Origin of the sequence: Robertmurraya korlensis (assembly GCF_023715225.1) — a bacterium.
GTDB lineage: Bacteria > Bacillota > Bacilli > Bacillales > Cytobacillaceae > Robertmurraya_A.
In genome coordinates, this window is the sequence record NZ_JAMBNS010000009.1 from 66,679 (window position 1) to 82,080 (window position 15,402).

Genomic DNA, 15,402 nt, shown 5'->3' on the forward strand with positions numbered 1-15,402 from the left:
CTTTTTTCTTATTCCTTTTCTAGGACAAGATGGTATTTCGTCACAAAGGAAGGTCTTGCGAAGATTGAAGGTTGTTGCTGATCAATTCCCTTCTCGGTTTTTCTTTTCTCATGAGCCTTTTCGTAAGCCTTAGACTCCTGCCAGTTTAAATAGTCTTTTTCTTCTTTCCATGCAGTCAAAATGATGTATGTATCGTTAGAAAGGGGACGTAGCACTCGGATGGCTGCAAATCCAGGCTCCTGTTCAATGAGCCTGGCCCGATTTTTAAAGCGATACTCGAACACCGGCCGACCTTCTTCGCTTACAGGAATATTGTTAAAAACAAAATAAGCTCCATTTGCCAATTCCCCTGATTGATCAATCGCTTCATACTTCCTTGGGGAGGCAAAGACGGTACTACCATCTGTTTCATGTATGAGAAGGGTTGTTTCATTATCTTGCATAAGCAGCATCTTTTCTTGAACATGCTTTTCCTTTAGTGAGTGCATATACTCGTACGTCCCATTCGTCATAAAGATCTTCATACTCTTTCACCCCTTACAATGTATAAACTAATTATAACGAGAAGAGCTAGCCAATCCTAATTTCAACTTGCTATAAAAGAAAAAACCATTAGATAAAAAAAGAAGATTTTTTGACAGATGAGGCGGTTATCTATACATCTATAGTAGAAAAAGCTATATTAGAAGATGTGTATGTAAGCGCAGTATTTTTAAAATATGAGTAAAGTATATTAAAATGGGAGATAGCTTGTTTTTTTGAAAGGGGTCAACATAATGGTAAGACAAATTAATGAAACATTTTTAAAGGCAGCAAGAGGAGAACAAACGGATTATACCCCTGTTTGGTATATGAGACAGGCAGGAAGATCTCAACCTGAATATCGTGAAATAAAAGAAAAATATTCTTTATTTGAAATCACTCATCAGCCTGAACTTTGTGCGTATGTAACAAGACTTCCAGTGGAGCAATACGATGTCGATGCCGCTATTCTTTATAAAGATATTATGTCACCGCTACCTGCAATCGGAGTCGATGTAGAAATAAAATCAGGAATTGGGCCAGTCATTTCAAATCCTATTCGTTCTTTTGCTGATGTAGAGAAATTAGGAGAGATTCATCCTGAAGAGGATGTTCCATATGTGCTCGATACGATAAAGCTTCTAACGGAGGAACAGCTTAATGTACCCCTTATCGGGTTTGCGGGAGCACCTTTTACACTAGCTAGCTATATGATTGAAGGTGGACCATCGAAAAACTATAACAAAACCAAATCATTTATGTACTCAGAACCAAAGGCATGGTTTGCGTTAATGGATAAATTGGCAGAGATGACTATTACATATGTGAAATCACAAATAAAAGCCGGAGCACGAGCCATCCAGATCTTTGATTCTTGGGTTGGTGCCTTGAATGTTCAGGACTATCGCTATTTTATTAAGCCGGTGATGAATCGAATTTTTAGTGCACTTAGAGAAGAAAACGTTCCATTAATTATGTTTGGTGTAGGTGCAAGCCATTTGGCTTTAGAATGGAATGATCTCCCTCTAGATGTGGTTGGATTAGATTGGCGTCTACAAATTGAAGAAGCTCGACAAATGGGAGTGCATAAAACGGTTCAAGGAAACTTAGATCCGGCTATTTTATTGGCTCCATGGGAAGTAATAGAGGAGCGTGCTAAAGCGATTCTTGATCAAGGACTAGCACATCCAGGGCATATTTTTAACTTAGGACATGGTGTGTTTCCTTCCGTTAATCCTGAAACATTAAAGCGACTAACAACTTTTGTTCATGAATATACTGCAGTAAACAAACGTTAATGATTCTTAAGTAATAATAATTATTATATTTTAAGTATTATTACTAGCACTTTCACGTATTTTTTGGCAAAATAAATGGATGAATGAAAAAATTGCTGGAAAATCGTGAATAAACAGGATGTGAGGGATATTATGACAAAGAAAGTAATGGGGCTTTTAGTAATGGCCTATGGAACTCCTTACAAGGAGGAAGATATTGAGCGTTATTATACGCATATTCGTCATGGACGTAAGCCGTCTCCTGAAATGCTAGAGGATTTAAAAAATCGCTATGAAGCAATTGGTGGCATTTCTCCACTTGCAAAAATAACGCAAGAACAAGGTGAGAAATTACAGGAGCATTTAAATAAAGTTCAGGATCAAGTGGAATTTAAGCTTTACTTAGGGTTAAAGCATATCGAACCGTTTATTGAAGATGCGGTGAAACAAATGTACGAGGATGGCATTCAAGAAGCAGTGAGCATCGTACTAGCTCCGCATTTTTCTACCTTTAGCGTAAAGTCATACAACGGACGAGCTCATGAGGAAGCAGCGAAGCTTGGGAATCTAAAAATTACTTCAGTTGAAAGCTGGTTTGATGAGCCGAAGTTTATTCAATATTGGGCTGAGAAAGTAAAGGCAACTTTTGATTCTATGACAGCAGAAGAACAGAATTCTTCGGTATTAATTGTTTCTGCACACAGTTTACCTGAGAAAATCCTTCAATTAGGTGATCCATATCCGGATCAGCTTCAAAAAACAGCTGATTACATTGCTGAGAGTGCCGGTGTAAAAAACTATGCGGTTGGCTGGCAAAGTGCAGGAAATACACCAGAGCCATGGCTTGGACCTGATGTTCAGGATTTAACGAGAGAATTACACGAAAAGAATGGTTATAAAGCATTCGTATACACACCAGTTGGCTTTGTTGCTGACCATTTAGAGGTTCTCTACGATAATGATTATGAGTGTAAGATTATAACGGAAGAATTAGGTGTGTCGTATTACCGACCTGAAATGCCAAATTCACAACCATTATTTATCGATGCGATGGCAACAGTTGTACTGAACAAGTTAAACATGAGATAAAGTAAACAACTTTTAGAAAAGAAGGCGATTAACCGTGTTGGAAGGAAAAAAGAAGGTTGTCATAATTGGGGGAGGCATAACAGGTCTTACAGCTGCTTACTACTTACAAAAGGAAGCTCGTGAAAAGGGCTTACCCATTGACGTATGTCTTATAGAAGCAACGCATCGTCTAGGTGGAAAAATACAGACGGTTGTTCGTGACGGATTTGTCATTGAAAGAGGGCCCGACTCCTACCTAGAGAGAAAGCAAAGTGCGACACGTCTTGTAAAGGAAGCAGGAATGGAGTCAAAGCTTGTGAACAATACAGCTGGAAAATCGTATGTATTGGTTCAAGAGAGGCTGCATCCGATGCCAGGTGGTTCTGTTATGGGTATCCCTACACAACTGGCCCCATTTGTTACGACTGGACTATTTTCTATTCAAGGAAAGTTAAGAGCCGCTGCTGATTTTGTTTTACCAAAGTCAAATCCAGCTGAGGATCAATCATTGGGTAGCTTCTTTAGAAGAAGACTAGGAGATGAAGTGGTTGAAAACTTAATTGAGCCACTTCTTTCGGGTATCTATGCAGGCGATATTGATCAAATGAGTCTGATGGCAACCTTTCCACAATTTTATCAGGTAGAACAAAAATATGGCAGTTTAGTTCTTGGGATGAAAAAAGCAACACCCCAAGCTCCGAAAAAATCGCCTGAAACAAAGAGTAAAGGTATTTTCCTAACACTGACATCCGGGTTACAGTCTTTAGTGGACGGAATTGAAGCAAAGCTAGAGACTGGATCCGTGTTGAAGGGAATCCGTGTTGATAGATTAAAAAAGGTGGACAAAGGATACAAACTTGAGTTAAACAATGGAGACCAACTTGCCGCTGATGCAATTATCTCAGCTGTACCACATCATGTGACACATGCGATGTTTCAGCAGTATGATTTCTTCGATCCTTTTGAACATATGCCATCTACTTCAGTGGCAACCGTTGCATTAGCTTTTCCAAAAGAAGCGGTAGAAAAGGATATCAATGGGACTGGATTTGTCGTGTCTCGAAATAGCGATTATTCGATAACCGCCTGTACGTGGACACATAAAAAATGGCCACATGCATGTCCTGAAGGTAGTGTTCTGCTTCGTTGTTATGTGGGGCGTCCTGGTGATGAGGCGATTGTAGATTTATCTGATGATGAGTTAACTAGAATTGTCCTTGAAGACTTGAATAAGACCATGAATATCACGATGGATCCTGATTTTGTTGTTGTTTCAAGGTGGAAGGACTCCATGCCTCAATACACAGTTGGACATAAACAAAGAATTCAAACGGTCAATGAGCAAGTTGCTCAAGAACTACCGGGTGTATTTTTAGCTGGAGCTTCTTTTGAAGGCTTAGGAATCCCTGATTGCATTGATCAAGGTGAGGCAGCAGTAGAAAAGGTATTGCAATTTCTTCAATAAATTTTTTAAGGGACTCTTTACTAGGAGTCTCTTTTTCACTATTGACACAAACACTATAAGGTGATAAATTATGATTTATACAAAATGACCATTTTGTTCATTTGGTCAGTTATTGAGGTGAAGATATGGGGATTGACCGAAAAAAGCTAATTGTTGAGGCTGCAACAAAGTCTTTTTCGCAGTTTGGCTATAAAGCTACGACCATAGACCAAGTTGCCAAAATTGCAAATGTTGGTAAAGGAACCATTTATACCTTTTTTAAAAACAAAGAAGAGCTGTTTGATGAAATTATCTCTAGCTTGATCAAAGAGCTAAAAGTAACAGCAGATGAAGCATTTTTAGGCGATTTGCCTTTCCATGAAAAGTTGCATCAGGCATTGTACCAAATTCTTGAATTTCGAATGAGCCATCAGCTTTCTATTAAGCTTTTTCAGGAAGCTAGAGAAATTGGTACCCCTGCTGTAGTAGATGTGATTAATCGGATGGAAAATAATATATTGAGAAATATTGAAGAACGAGTCTCCAAAGCCATTGAAACAGGAAGTATACAATCCTGTGACCCGAAGGTAACGGCGGTTGTGATGCTGAAACTGTATATTGCTTTAATATTCGATTGGGAAAAAAATAATCCACCACTTGAAAAAGACGAGATAGCCAAGCTATTTGAACAATATATATTTAAGGGTTTAGCCAAGTGAGCCCTTCTTTTTTTCTATAAAATGACCAAATGAACATTTCAGTCAATTTGAATAAAAAGGGGAGAATAACAATTGAAAAATAATCTTCTAAAAGAAGAGATCACAGCGGTGTTTCGAAACCGGAAATTATTAATCCCACTTATCGCCGTCCTTTTTATACCTATTTTATATAGTGGGATGTTTTTATGGGCATTTTGGGATCCATATGATCACTTAAAGGATCTTCCAGTAGCGATTGTAAATGAAGATGATGGTGCAACTTATGAAGGAAAAGAGCTCCATTTAGGTGATGACTTAGTCGATAAGTTAAAGGAAAGTAAAGATTTTCATTTTGAGTTTGTTGATCGTACAGTGGCAAACGATGACTTAGAAAACCAAAAATATTATATGATCGTCGAGATACCAGAAGATTTTTCTAAAAATGCGACAACACTTTTAGATGAAAACCCAGAGAAGCTTACACTTACGTATATACCTAATGAAGGCTATAACTTCTTAGCTGCACAAATTGGGGGTACAGCTATTGAAAAGATTAAAGCCTCCCTGTCAGCAAAGGTAACAGAAACATATGCGGAAAGTATGTTTGACAAAGTAGGAGAACTAGCGGATGGAATGACAAAAGCAAGTGAAGGTGCCAATGATTTGAGCACTGGAACAGCTAATCTTTTGGCTGGAACTTCAAACTTTCAAGAAAAGCTGACTCAATTTTCAAATGGAACAGAAAGGTTTTCGGAAGGAATGACAAGTGCCACAAACGGGACAATTGCCCTCAATAAAGGTGCTTCTGATTTATCATCAGGTTTAGGACAATTAACCGACGGCCAAACCGAGCTTCTTACGGCCTCAAAGAGAATTCAATCAGGACTAGGTAGCTTACATCAAGGAATTACGGATGTGAACACAGGGTTAGAAACGGTGAATGAAAAAGTTCCGACATTAATTGGTGGCACAAGTGAGTTAATGAAAGGGGCTGCAACACTTGAAACCTCACTTGCTGAATGGCAAAAGGGTGCCGAGGCCGTTAATGGTGGCGTAAAGGCGCTCACTCAATCCTTACAAGCGGTGATTTCACAAATGCCTGAAGGACAGGAAAGAGCGGTTCTTGAACAAACACTAGCCTCTTTAGATTCAAACACCAAAATGCTAGCAGAAAAATCGGCTCTTTTGTCCGCGGGTGCAAGCAATCTTGAAAATGGCATGGGTTCCTTACTAGCAGGACAAAAAGAACTTCAAGGTGGATTAAATCAATTAGAAGAAGGTACGGATGCTTTAGTAGCAGGATCTTCAGAACTTTCTGCGGGCCAAACAACGTTTGAGTCTGGCATGGAATACTTTCAACAAAAGCTTACTCTAGCATCAAATGGTGCCCAAAAAATTAGCGAGGGTACAAATGGGTTAGTGTCCGGGGTAACAGAGCTATCGGACGCATCTAAAACCATTGCGTCAAGTGCCAGTCAGTTACAAGAAGGTAGCGATAAAATTGTTGATGGAAACAATAAGTTATTAGACGGTAGCAATGAACTGTCAACGAAGCTAGCTGAAGGAGCAGACAAAGCGTCAAGCGTTGAGGCGACAGAGAAAACATTTAATATGATGGCACAGCCAGTCGAAGTGAAAGAAAAGAAAGTAAATGAAGTATCAAACTACGGTACAGGGTTCGCTCCTTACTTCCTGTCGCTAGGATTGTTCGTAGGTGCTTTACTTTTATCAATTGTGTTTCCTTTAAAGGAGCCAGCTTCTATTCCTAAGAGTGGTATGAACTGGTTCATAAGCAAATTTTCTATTATTGGTGTAATTGGTGTATTACAGGGGATTGTAGCAGCCACCGTGTTATTGCTAGGTCTTGGTCTACAGGTTGAAAGTACTGTTTACTTCTATCTCTTCACGATCATCACTAGTATCACGTTTGTGGCATTAATTCAATTATTGGTAACAACGCTTGGAGATCCAGGTCGTTTTGTCGCCATTATCGTTCTCATTTTGCAATTAACAACAAGTGCGGGAACATTTCCATTAGAGCTTATTCCAAGTGCATTACAGCCGTTTAATTCATTATTGCCAATGACCTATTCGGTTCAAGGATTTAAAGCGGTTATTTCAAGTGGTGATTACTCATTCATGTGGCATAACGCATATATCCTTTTATCGTTTGCTATTGTATGTGCAATTGGGACCATCCTATATTTTTCGAAGATGCATAAGCGCCAGTTTCATATAATGGCAGAATAAAAAATAGCCCCAGTCAGCTGACTGGGGCCTTTATTATAAACTACGAATCTATATGTTTGTTACATTCATGCAATGCTCGCACTTATTGCCATAGCATTCATGTTGTTCTTCAATTTTATTCCCACATTGTACACATTCCTTTGGTGGTAAGTTCCTGAAAAATTCAACGATGCTCTCAAACATATAAGTTCCCCCTATTTTGGTGTTTGAAACAGATTAGTTATTAACTATATTGTATTATAACAGACTAGGTGTGTCAATCGTTGTTTTACCTATTTTTCATAAATAAATAAAAAAGCTATAATAAACGATAGATATAATAATAAGCGGAGGGAATCGTTCGATGAAGCTCACAACAATAGGTTTTTGGGGTGGTTATCCCAAAGCAGATGAAGCTAGCACAGGCTATGTATTAGAACATAATGGTTTTAAATTATTGATTGATTGTGGAAGCGGGGTTTTGTCTAAATTACAAAATTATTACCAGCCTGAAGAACTAGATGCGGTTGTGTTATCTCATTATCATGCCGATCATATTGCAGACATTGGCGCTTTGCAGCATGCTCGATTGATTCAAGGGTTTTTAGGTGGTCAGATGAGTACATTACCGATTTATGCCCATGATGGGGATACCTATGAATTTTCAAAGTTAACGTACAAAACGATAACAAAAGGGATTGCTTATGACGCCAATGAAGAATTGAAAGTAGGTCCATTCACTATTCGATTTTTATTAACAAAGCATCCGGTTCCTTGCTATGCGATGAGATTTGAGGCTGATGGCAAAGCACTTGTATACACAGCAGATACTTCGTTTATTGAGGGATTTGTTTCATTTAGTGAGGGAGCCGACGTTCTTTTATGTGAATGTAATTTTTATGCAAATCAGGACGGTAGTGGAGCTGGGCATATGAACAGCATTGATGCCGGCAAGCTTGCAACAAGAGCAAATGTTAAGCAGCTTGTGTTAACGCATCTTCCACACTATGGAGAACTACAGCAGTTAGTTGACGAAGCAAAGCAACATTATAATGGCCCAACAGGCTTGGCCCACACCGGACAAGTGATTGAAATATAAGGAGAGAGAAGTATGTTATTTATTGATAATAAAGGAATCACAGATCCCAGAGTAAACTTAGCGATTGAAGAATATTGCCTGAAAAAATTAAACATAGACGAAACGTATCTACTGTTCTACATAAATGAACCATCCATTATCATTGGCAAAAATCAAAATACGATTGAAGAAATAAATACGGATTACGTAGAGGAAAACGGGATTCATGTCGTCCGAAGGCTTTCAGGTGGTGGAGCTGTTTACCATGATTTAGGGAATTTGAATTTCAGCTTTATTACCAAGGATGATGGAGAAAGCTTTCATAATTTTAAAAAGTTTACGGATCCGGTCGTTGAAGCTTTACGTGAGCTAGGAGTACAGGCAGAATTAAGTGGGAGAAACGACATTGTAGTGGGAGGTAGAAAAATTTCTGGGAATGCACAGTTTTCCACAAAGGGACGAATGTTTAGTCATGGAACGCTTATGCTTGATTCAGAGATTGACCATGTTGTATCAGCATTAAAGGTGCGAAAGGATAAAATTGAATCGAAAGGGATCAAGTCGATTCGAAGCCGTGTCGCCAATATTTCAGAATTTTTAACAGAAAAGGTTCAATGGAAGAGTTTCGTTCCTTGCTTCTTGAGAAGATCTTTGGTGGTACAGAGAATGTAAATGAGTATGTGTTAACAGAAGAAGACTGGAAGAATATTCATGAACTTTCTAAAGAACGCTACCAAAATTGGGATTGGAACTATGGAAAGTCTCCGAAGTTTAATCTTCAGCATTCACACCGTTTCCCTGTGGGACATATTGATGTTCGACTTGAAGTGAATAAAGGAGTTATTGAAAGCTGTAAAATTTATGGTGATTTCTTTGGTGTTGGAGATGTCACTGAAATAGAAGAAAAGTTAACGGGAATTCGTTACGATAAAGCTGTGATACAATTAGCGTTGGACGATGTAAATATTAAACATTATTTCGGTAACGTGACAAAAGAAGATTTTTTAGAATTAATTTATTAACTTGTTGGGGGATTAAAGGATGGCAATTTTAGTAACAGGTGGAGCCGGCTATATTGGTAGCCACACAGTGGTAGAGCTTTTGAATCAAGGAGAAGAAGTCGTGGTTGTAGACAATTTACAAACCGGCCATCTCCCAGCGGTAAAGGGTGCAACTTTCTATCAAGTGGATTTACGCGATTCGAAAGCATTAAGTGAAGTGTTTTCAAAGCACTCGATTGAAGCGGTGATTCATTTTGCTGCAAGTTCTCTTGTCGGAGAAAGTGTAGAGAAGCCGCTTATGTATTATGAAAATAATCTTATTGCATCACATTCATTGGTCTCTGTAATGGTGGAGCATCATGTGAAGAAAATAGTGTTTTCATCAACAGCAGCAACCTATGGGGAGCCGAAAGAAGTTCCGATTTCAGAGGAGTCAGAAACGTCTCCAACAAATCCATATGGAGAAACAAAGCTTGCAATGGAGAAAATGTTCCGTTGGTGTGATGGGGCTTATGGCTTAAAGTCGATTTCGCTACGTTATTTTAATGCCGCTGGTGCTCATCCGGACGGAATAATTGGTGAGGACCACACACCTGAAACTCATTTGATCCCAATTATTTTGCAGGTAGCCTTAGGACAGAGAGAGCATATTGGAATCTATGGTGATGATTATCCGACTGAGGACGGAACATGTATCCGCGATTATATTCATGTCATGGACCTTGCTAACGCTCACTGGTTAGCTTTAGAATATTTGCGTAAAAATGAAGTTAGTGACGTGTTCAACTTAGGAAATGGCCGAGGCTTTTCGGTAAAAGAGGTAATCGAAACAGCAAGAACAGTTACAAAGCATGAAATTCCAGCTGTTGTTAGTCCTCGTCGAGCGGGTGATCCGGCTGTATTAATTGCCTCATCTGAAAAAGCTCAGGAAACTCTGGGCTGGAAGCCAAAGTATAACCAGTTAGAAACCATTATTGAAACCGCATGGAATTGGCATCAGAACAATCCTGGTGGTTATAAGAAATAGTATGTAGGTGGGGCTCCTTGGATGGAGCCCCTTTTGGTGTTATTGAAGAATGCGGTTTTGCTGATTACTCTGCATATTTGGTATGCCTTGCATTCCTTGGATATTTTGCATTCCCTGTGTACCTTGGGAACCACCTGTAGCGAACGAATTCAGCAGCTGTTGCGTGTCTTCTTCTTTTAACTGTGGAACTTGATAATATTCCTTTTTGTTTTGATATAAGAAGATTTCGTACGCCATTTCCAAATAGTTAGGGATACTATCCTGAAGCACGCGTCGCACAATCGGATTCGTTGCTTCACCAGCAGCCATCGTCATCGTTTGTGCAGATGACTTCATACAGCCAAGCATGAGAGAAGATAAACATTTATCATCAATTTCAGCTGCAGATTGCTTCGGTTTAGTTGGTTGGGAGGATTTCATACCATAAACAACATCATTGGATTGCTTCATCATATAGCTAGAAGTTGGATGACTTGGATCTTGTCCAGTTTTAAAACATTCGACTAACACATTATATTGATCCGTAATAAATTGACGTTGTCGAACGACAATATCTTTTAACTCTGGATCCTTAATCTGTTGCTCGAACATTAAATATTGGTCAATGGTACCAAGAGTACCCGAAATCACTTCATGCACATCAAGAATCTCATGCGCCCCGTGATTCACAGTTCTTGCCATATTCGGTGAAGCCATCATATTATTTGTAGATGCCGTTTGCATAGTGTTTTGCTGTTGTTGTGTTATCATCCGTCTCAACCCCCACTTTCGGATTTGTACAGCTAAATACCGTACGTGTCTATTATGGTGAAAGATGAGGAGGAGCATACGGGGTGAAAATTTGGGAAAAATGGTAGTTAGGTTCCCCTAGAAGCTAAAAAAGCGCGTGGTGGTAACCAAAGTGTGGGTTAGGTTCCCGTGAGTAATGAAAAAAGCGCGTGGTGGTAACCAAAGTGTGAGTTAGGTTCCCGTGAGTAATGAAAAAAGCGCGTGGTGGTAACCAAAGTGTGGGCTAGGTTCCCGTGAGTAATGAAAAAAGCGCGTGGTGGTAACCAAAGTGTGAGTTAGGTTCCCGTGAGCAAAGAAAAAAGCACGCGGTGGTAACCAAAGTGTGAGTTAGGTTCCCGTGAGCAAAGGAAAAAGCACGCGGTGGTAACCAAAGTATGAGTTAGGTTCCCGTGAGCAAAGAAAAAAGCGCGTGGTGGTAACCAAAGTGTGAGTTAGGTTCCCATGAGCAAAGAAAAAAGCACGCGGTGGTAACCAAAGTATGGGTTAGGTTTCCGTGAGCACTATAAAAAGTTCTTAGCAGTAACCAAAGTTTCAGAAACAACACTCAATTACAAAATAACCACTATATATGCAACATCTTTCCTACAATTTAACTTTTTAAAACAAAATGTGCTTTCCTACTATGGCCCCTTAATGCAAAGTGTGATGACAACACCCGCCTCACAGTCTTCTTCGACCTCACCACACCCCCGCACCACTCATAAACAGCATTCGTTGTCACTAACCGATCCGGAAACAGCAGCATAAACTCATGAACGCCTCTAATGATGGCATCGTCAATACTTTCAATTGTTCCGCATGAACAGACCAATCTCGTTTCTGTAGCTTCTTTGAAAAATGTATAGCAGTGGGAACAATACATTCCCTTTTGCAGCTTCTCAAAAGAATAATCAGGTTTCCTTTTTATGGGAGATGTTGTCAAATGATGAGTGAGAAGTTTATTTGCAATTTTCTCATGTAGGTGAGTGGTTTTGGTTGGTTTGTTGGCAAGTGTTCGTAAACGATGGATTTGGGTAGGGTGGATAATGGGTGTTTTCATGGGAGCTTGATAGAGGGTGAACTCAGGATTAACAAACACTAAAAATGGTTCAATTGGAAGCATACAGCCATGTTCTTGTAAAAAGCGTCGCAGCAAGGATTCGCTTCTTTGCAACTGTTCAAGGGGGTTTTTAATTTCCTTTTCTGATAAAGTGTACCAACGATCTCCTCTAACAAAGAAATCCCCTTCAAAATTTTTTATCTCAAACAACAAAACCGATTCTTGAAAAATGGCTAGGGAATCCATTTGAAAAAGGTTATTACCAAAATCAAGCAGTACATCATTTAACAGCAGAAACTCATTCGTCAATGTACTGACATATTGATCAAACAATAATTCGCCAGCATAGCCCTTTTCAAGATGCTGGTAATGAGAAACATCCTTTTCACACAGGCTCGTTCTTAAAAATAAACTGCGATATAACAATAGGTTTTCTGACTCTTTTCTCGATTTAAGTAACATCTTCCACATCCTTTCCTTTTCAGTGTATAACTTCTCAAACGATTTGTCTAAAAATTCATAAATGTATGCGTTTACACTTGTAAGCCTAATTGCCAACCAATATAATGGAAGTAAGGGTTTATCACTCTTTATGAATGAATACTCATTCATAATAAATGTTTGAACAATTTATTCACGAACAAATCAGACAACACAACACAACACAACACAACACAACACAACACAACACAACACAACACAACACAACAAACACAACACCTAAGACCACCATACAAACAAACCAAAACAACCAAATAAAGGGGATGGAGCGATGAATTTATCTGCTCAGTTACACGAGACGGCCAAAGCAATGCCTCAGAAAACAGCGTATTATTTTAATGACGAGGCTACTACGTATGCTGAATTGGATGGGGCAATTACGAAGTTTGCGTCAGGGCTGGAGTCACTTGGGGTCAAAAAAGGGGATCATATTGCGTTACTTTTGGGGAATTCACCATATTTTGTTGTTAGTTTGTACGGAGCACTGCGATTAGGGGCAACAGTGATTCCGGTTAATCCGATTTATACTCCGGATGAAATTGGCTATATTATAAAAAATGGGGATGTAAAAACAGTCGTTGCACTGGATTTATTACTTCCACTTGCAGAAAAAATGCATCACTTACTTCCTGAGGTTGAAAATTATATCGTTTGTGAAACTCCTCAAGGTAAGGAACGGGGACTTAATATTAGCAACTTATCGGTGGGAGATAAGCTACATACATTTACAAGCATCCTTGCATCCGGGGACTTAAGCTATCAGGGACCTGAGCTTAATGAAGATGATGTTGCAGTGATTTTGTATACATCAGGTACAACTGGAAAGCCAAAGGGTGCCATGCTCACTCACAAAAACTTATACAGCAATGCAAGAGATACGGGCGATTATTTGAAAATGAATGAGGATGACTGTGTGATAACCACTCTTCCCATGTTTCATGTGTTTTGCTTAACGGTTGCGCTTAATGCACCTTTATTGAGTGGGGCAACCATATTAATCGATCCAAAATTTAGTCCGGCAGAAATTTTCCGTTTATCAAAAAAATATCAGCCAACCATTTTTGCGGGTGTACCTACTATGTATAACTTCCTTTACCAACACGAAGCAGGAGATCCAAAGGACTTACAATCCTTACGATTATGTATTTCCGGTGGTGCCTCGATGCCGGTCTCCTTACTCGAAAACTTTGAGAAGAAGTTCAACGTACTTATTTCTGAGGGATACGGACTTTCGGAAGCTTCACCCGTTACTTGCTTTAATCCGCTCGATCGTCCGCGAAAGGCCGGTTCGATTGGTCAGTCGATACTTCATGTCGAAAACAAGGTTGTGAATGAGTTAGGAGAAGAGGTTCCTGTTGGGCAGGTTGGAGAGCTGATCGTTTCCGGTCCGAATGTAATGAAGGGTTATTATAAAATGCCTGAGGAAACACAGGCGGCCATTCGGAATGGCTGGTTATACACCGGTGATCTAGCTAGAAAGGATGAGGAAGGTTATTTTTATATCGTTGACCGGAAAAAGGACCTTATTCTAGTTGGTGGCTACAATGTGTATCCGAGAGAAGTAGAGGAAGTGCTTTATAGTCATCCAGACATTATTGAGGTGGCGGTGCTTGGCGTTCCTGATCCCGAACAAGGCGAAGCAGTGAAAAGCTATGTAGTAACAAAGAATACTGAGCTAACTGAAGAGGATGTTCTTGCTTATTGTCGTGAGCGGTTAGCAAAATACAAGATTCCTATTTCTGTAGATTTTCTTGAAGAGCTTCCGAAAAATACAACAGGGAAAATTTTACGAAGAGCGTTAAAACAACAAATCATTCAAGCATAGGATTAAAAAAAGCAGGCTGAAATATGTCTGCTTTTTGATTGAAGGAGGAATGAGCTGTGAGCCTTATACTTTTTGAAAAAAAAGACTTCATTGGTTTTGTTACTTTAAATCGTCCGGATGTTATGAATGCTTTCAATTATGATTCCTTGCTGCAGCTTCAGGAAATTGTACAAAAAATTCGTCATGACCGTGAAGTGCGTGCTGTTATTATCACCAGTACAGGTGATAAAGCCTTTAGTGTAGGTGCTGATTTAAAGGAGCGGAAACACCTCTCACCAGATGATGTGATGAGAAATGTACACAAAATCGGAGAAGTATTTTCAGAAATAAGCGAGCTTCCTCAACCAACGATTGCAGCAATTAATGGATACGCCTTTGGTGGTGGAATGGAGCTGGCTCTAGCCTGCGATTTCCGTCTTGCGGTCAAAGGCACCAAGATGGGTTTGACTGAAACAAGTCTTGGAATCATACCAGGTGCAGGTGGTACACAGCGTTTGCCACGTTTGATTGGTGAAACAAAAGCATTGGAACTTATTTTAACTGCTAGAAAAATAACAGCTGAACAGGCAGAACAATTAGGGCTTGTGAACAAAGTGACTGAATCGCATGCCCTTATGAATGAATCCATAGAGCTAGCTAAGGAAATGCTCGCTAATGCACCAATTGCCCTTCAGCAAGCGAAATTTGCTGTTCGTCAAGGGATGAATGTAGATTTGAATACGGCATTAAGGATTGAAAGGAAAGCTTATGAGGTAACGATACCAACTGAGGATCGGAAGGAAGCGTTACAAGCTTTTAGTGATAAGAGAAAACCGAATTTTCAAGGAAAGTAGATCAAAGGACCAGTCGAAATCGATTGGTTCTTTTTTGTAGTATAATAAATATTTAGAAAATTTATAAAAAA

General features: G+C 39.4%; 13 protein-coding genes and 1 pseudogene. 10 read left to right on the forward strand and 4 right to left on the reverse strand.

The genetic code is table 11. The features are described from left to right. Positions 1 to 8: 8 nt before the first annotated feature. The gene (locus tag M3175_RS16345; protein WP_251521151.1) at positions 9 to 524 is read right to left on the reverse strand and encodes an antibiotic biosynthesis monooxygenase family protein; all 516 of its coding nucleotides are present in this window, start codon (positions 522 to 524) and stop codon (positions 9 to 11) included. Positions 525 to 776: 252 nt separating this feature from the next. On the opposite strand from M3175_RS16345, the gene hemE reads away from it, so the two are divergent. The 5 genes from hemE to M3175_RS16370 all read left to right on the forward strand — a co-directional run bounded on the left by hemE (position 777) and on the right by M3175_RS16370 (position 7,259). Then, positions 777 to 1,820, forward strand: coding sequence for a uroporphyrinogen decarboxylase (gene hemE / locus M3175_RS16350; protein ID WP_251521153.1), 1,044 nt, complete (start codon positions 777 to 779; stop codon positions 1,818 to 1,820). Between the two features lie 132 nt (positions 1,821 to 1,952). After that, entirely contained in the window at positions 1,953 to 2,888 is a 936-nt protein-coding gene (hemH, locus tag M3175_RS16355; RefSeq protein WP_251521155.1) for a ferrochelatase, read from the forward strand. A 37-nt stretch (positions 2,889 to 2,925) separates the two neighbouring features. Further along, positions 2,926 to 4,332 carry a protoporphyrinogen oxidase gene (hemY, locus tag M3175_RS16360; RefSeq protein WP_285852327.1) on the forward strand — a complete coding sequence of 469 codons (1,407 nt, stop codon included), beginning with the start codon at positions 2,926 to 2,928 and terminating at the stop codon, positions 4,330 to 4,332. Between the two features lie 125 nt (positions 4,333 to 4,457). Next, positions 4,458 to 5,030, forward strand: coding sequence for a TetR/AcrR family transcriptional regulator (locus M3175_RS16365; RefSeq protein ID WP_251521159.1), 573 nt, complete (start codon positions 4,458 to 4,460; stop codon positions 5,028 to 5,030). 72 nt (positions 5,031 to 5,102) lie between these two features. Continuing rightward, positions 5,103 to 7,259, forward strand: a complete 2,157-nt coding sequence (locus tag M3175_RS16370) for a YhgE/Pip family protein (RefSeq protein ID WP_251521161.1) — start codon at positions 5,103 to 5,105, stop codon at positions 7,257 to 7,259. A gap of 48 nt (positions 7,260 to 7,307) precedes the next feature. Here M3175_RS16370 and yhfH read toward each other — a convergent pair whose 3' ends face one another. Next, positions 7,308 to 7,442: a protein YhfH gene (gene yhfH / locus M3175_RS16375; RefSeq protein WP_251521163.1), complete on the reverse strand. Its 135-nt coding sequence runs from the start codon at positions 7,440 to 7,442 to the stop codon at positions 7,308 to 7,310. Between the two features lie 160 nt (positions 7,443 to 7,602). Here yhfH and M3175_RS16380 point away from each other — a divergent pair, with 160 nt between their 5' ends. From M3175_RS16380 to galE, 3 genes and pseudogenes are all read left to right on the forward strand, one after another. After that, positions 7,603 to 8,337, forward strand: coding sequence for an MBL fold metallo-hydrolase (locus M3175_RS16380; protein ID WP_251521166.1), 735 nt, complete (start codon positions 7,603 to 7,605; stop codon positions 8,335 to 8,337). Between the two features lie 12 nt (positions 8,338 to 8,349). After that, positions 8,350 to 9,338, forward strand: a pseudogene (lplA, locus tag M3175_RS16385) (lipoate--protein ligase). 19 nt (positions 9,339 to 9,357) lie between these two features. Beyond that, positions 9,358 to 10,344: a UDP-glucose 4-epimerase GalE gene (gene galE / locus M3175_RS16390; RefSeq protein ID WP_251521169.1), complete on the forward strand. Its 987-nt coding sequence runs from the start codon at positions 9,358 to 9,360 to the stop codon at positions 10,342 to 10,344. Positions 10,345 to 10,383: 39 nt separating this feature from the next. Here the strand turns inward: galE and M3175_RS16395 are convergent, their stop codons facing one another. Both M3175_RS16395 and M3175_RS16400 read right to left on the reverse strand, forming a co-directional pair. Further along, the gene (locus M3175_RS16395; protein WP_251521564.1) at positions 10,384 to 11,067 is read right to left on the reverse strand and encodes a spore coat protein; all 684 of its coding nucleotides are present in this window, start codon (positions 11,065 to 11,067) and stop codon (positions 10,384 to 10,386) included. A gap of 655 nt (positions 11,068 to 11,722) precedes the next feature. Continuing rightward, entirely contained in the window at positions 11,723 to 12,634 is a 912-nt protein-coding gene (locus M3175_RS16400) for a nuclease-related domain-containing protein (protein WP_251521172.1), read from the reverse strand. Positions 12,635 to 12,944: 310 nt separating this feature from the next. Here M3175_RS16400 and M3175_RS16405 point away from each other — a divergent pair, with 310 nt between their 5' ends. Together M3175_RS16405 and M3175_RS16410 are read left to right on the forward strand one after the other, a co-directional pair. Next, positions 12,945 to 14,498 carry a fatty acid--CoA ligase family protein gene (locus M3175_RS16405; RefSeq protein WP_251521175.1) on the forward strand — a complete coding sequence of 518 codons (1,554 nt, stop codon included), beginning with the start codon at positions 12,945 to 12,947 and terminating at the stop codon, positions 14,496 to 14,498. A gap of 56 nt (positions 14,499 to 14,554) precedes the next feature. Continuing rightward, positions 14,555 to 15,331: an enoyl-CoA hydratase-related protein gene (locus M3175_RS16410; RefSeq protein ID WP_251521178.1), complete on the forward strand. Its 777-nt coding sequence runs from the start codon at positions 14,555 to 14,557 to the stop codon at positions 15,329 to 15,331. The last annotated feature ends 71 nt before the right edge of the window (positions 15,332 to 15,402 follow it).

What these genes read in the sequence shown, in the direction of transcription:
- M3175_RS16345 (WP_251521151.1), bottom strand. Translation starts at nt 524, where the DNA reads ATGAAGATCTTTATGACGAATGGGACGTACGAGTATATGCACTCACTA.
- hemE (WP_251521153.1), top strand. Translation starts at nt 777, where the DNA reads ATGGTAAGACAAATTAATGAAACATTTTTAAAGGCAGCAAGAGGAGAA.
- hemH (WP_251521155.1), top strand. Translation starts at nt 1,953, where the DNA reads ATGACAAAGAAAGTAATGGGGCTTTTAGTAATGGCCTATGGAACTCCT.
- M3175_RS16365 (WP_251521159.1), top strand. Translation starts at nt 4,458, where the DNA reads ATGGGGATTGACCGAAAAAAGCTAATTGTTGAGGCTGCAACAAAGTCT.
- yhfH (WP_251521163.1), bottom strand. Translation starts at nt 7,442, where the DNA reads ATGTTTGAGAGCATCGTTGAATTTTTCAGGAACTTACCACCAAAGGAA.
- M3175_RS16380 (WP_251521166.1), top strand. Translation starts at nt 7,603, where the DNA reads ATGAAGCTCACAACAATAGGTTTTTGGGGTGGTTATCCCAAAGCAGAT.
- galE (WP_251521169.1), top strand. Translation starts at nt 9,358, where the DNA reads ATGGCAATTTTAGTAACAGGTGGAGCCGGCTATATTGGTAGCCACACA.
- M3175_RS16395 (WP_251521564.1), bottom strand. Translation starts at nt 11,067, where the DNA reads ATGCAAACGGCATCTACAAATAATATGATGGCTTCACCGAATATGGCA.
- M3175_RS16400 (WP_251521172.1), bottom strand. Translation starts at nt 12,634, where the DNA reads ATGTTACTTAAATCGAGAAAAGAGTCAGAAAACCTATTGTTATATCGC.
- M3175_RS16405 (WP_251521175.1), top strand. Translation starts at nt 12,945, where the DNA reads ATGAATTTATCTGCTCAGTTACACGAGACGGCCAAAGCAATGCCTCAG.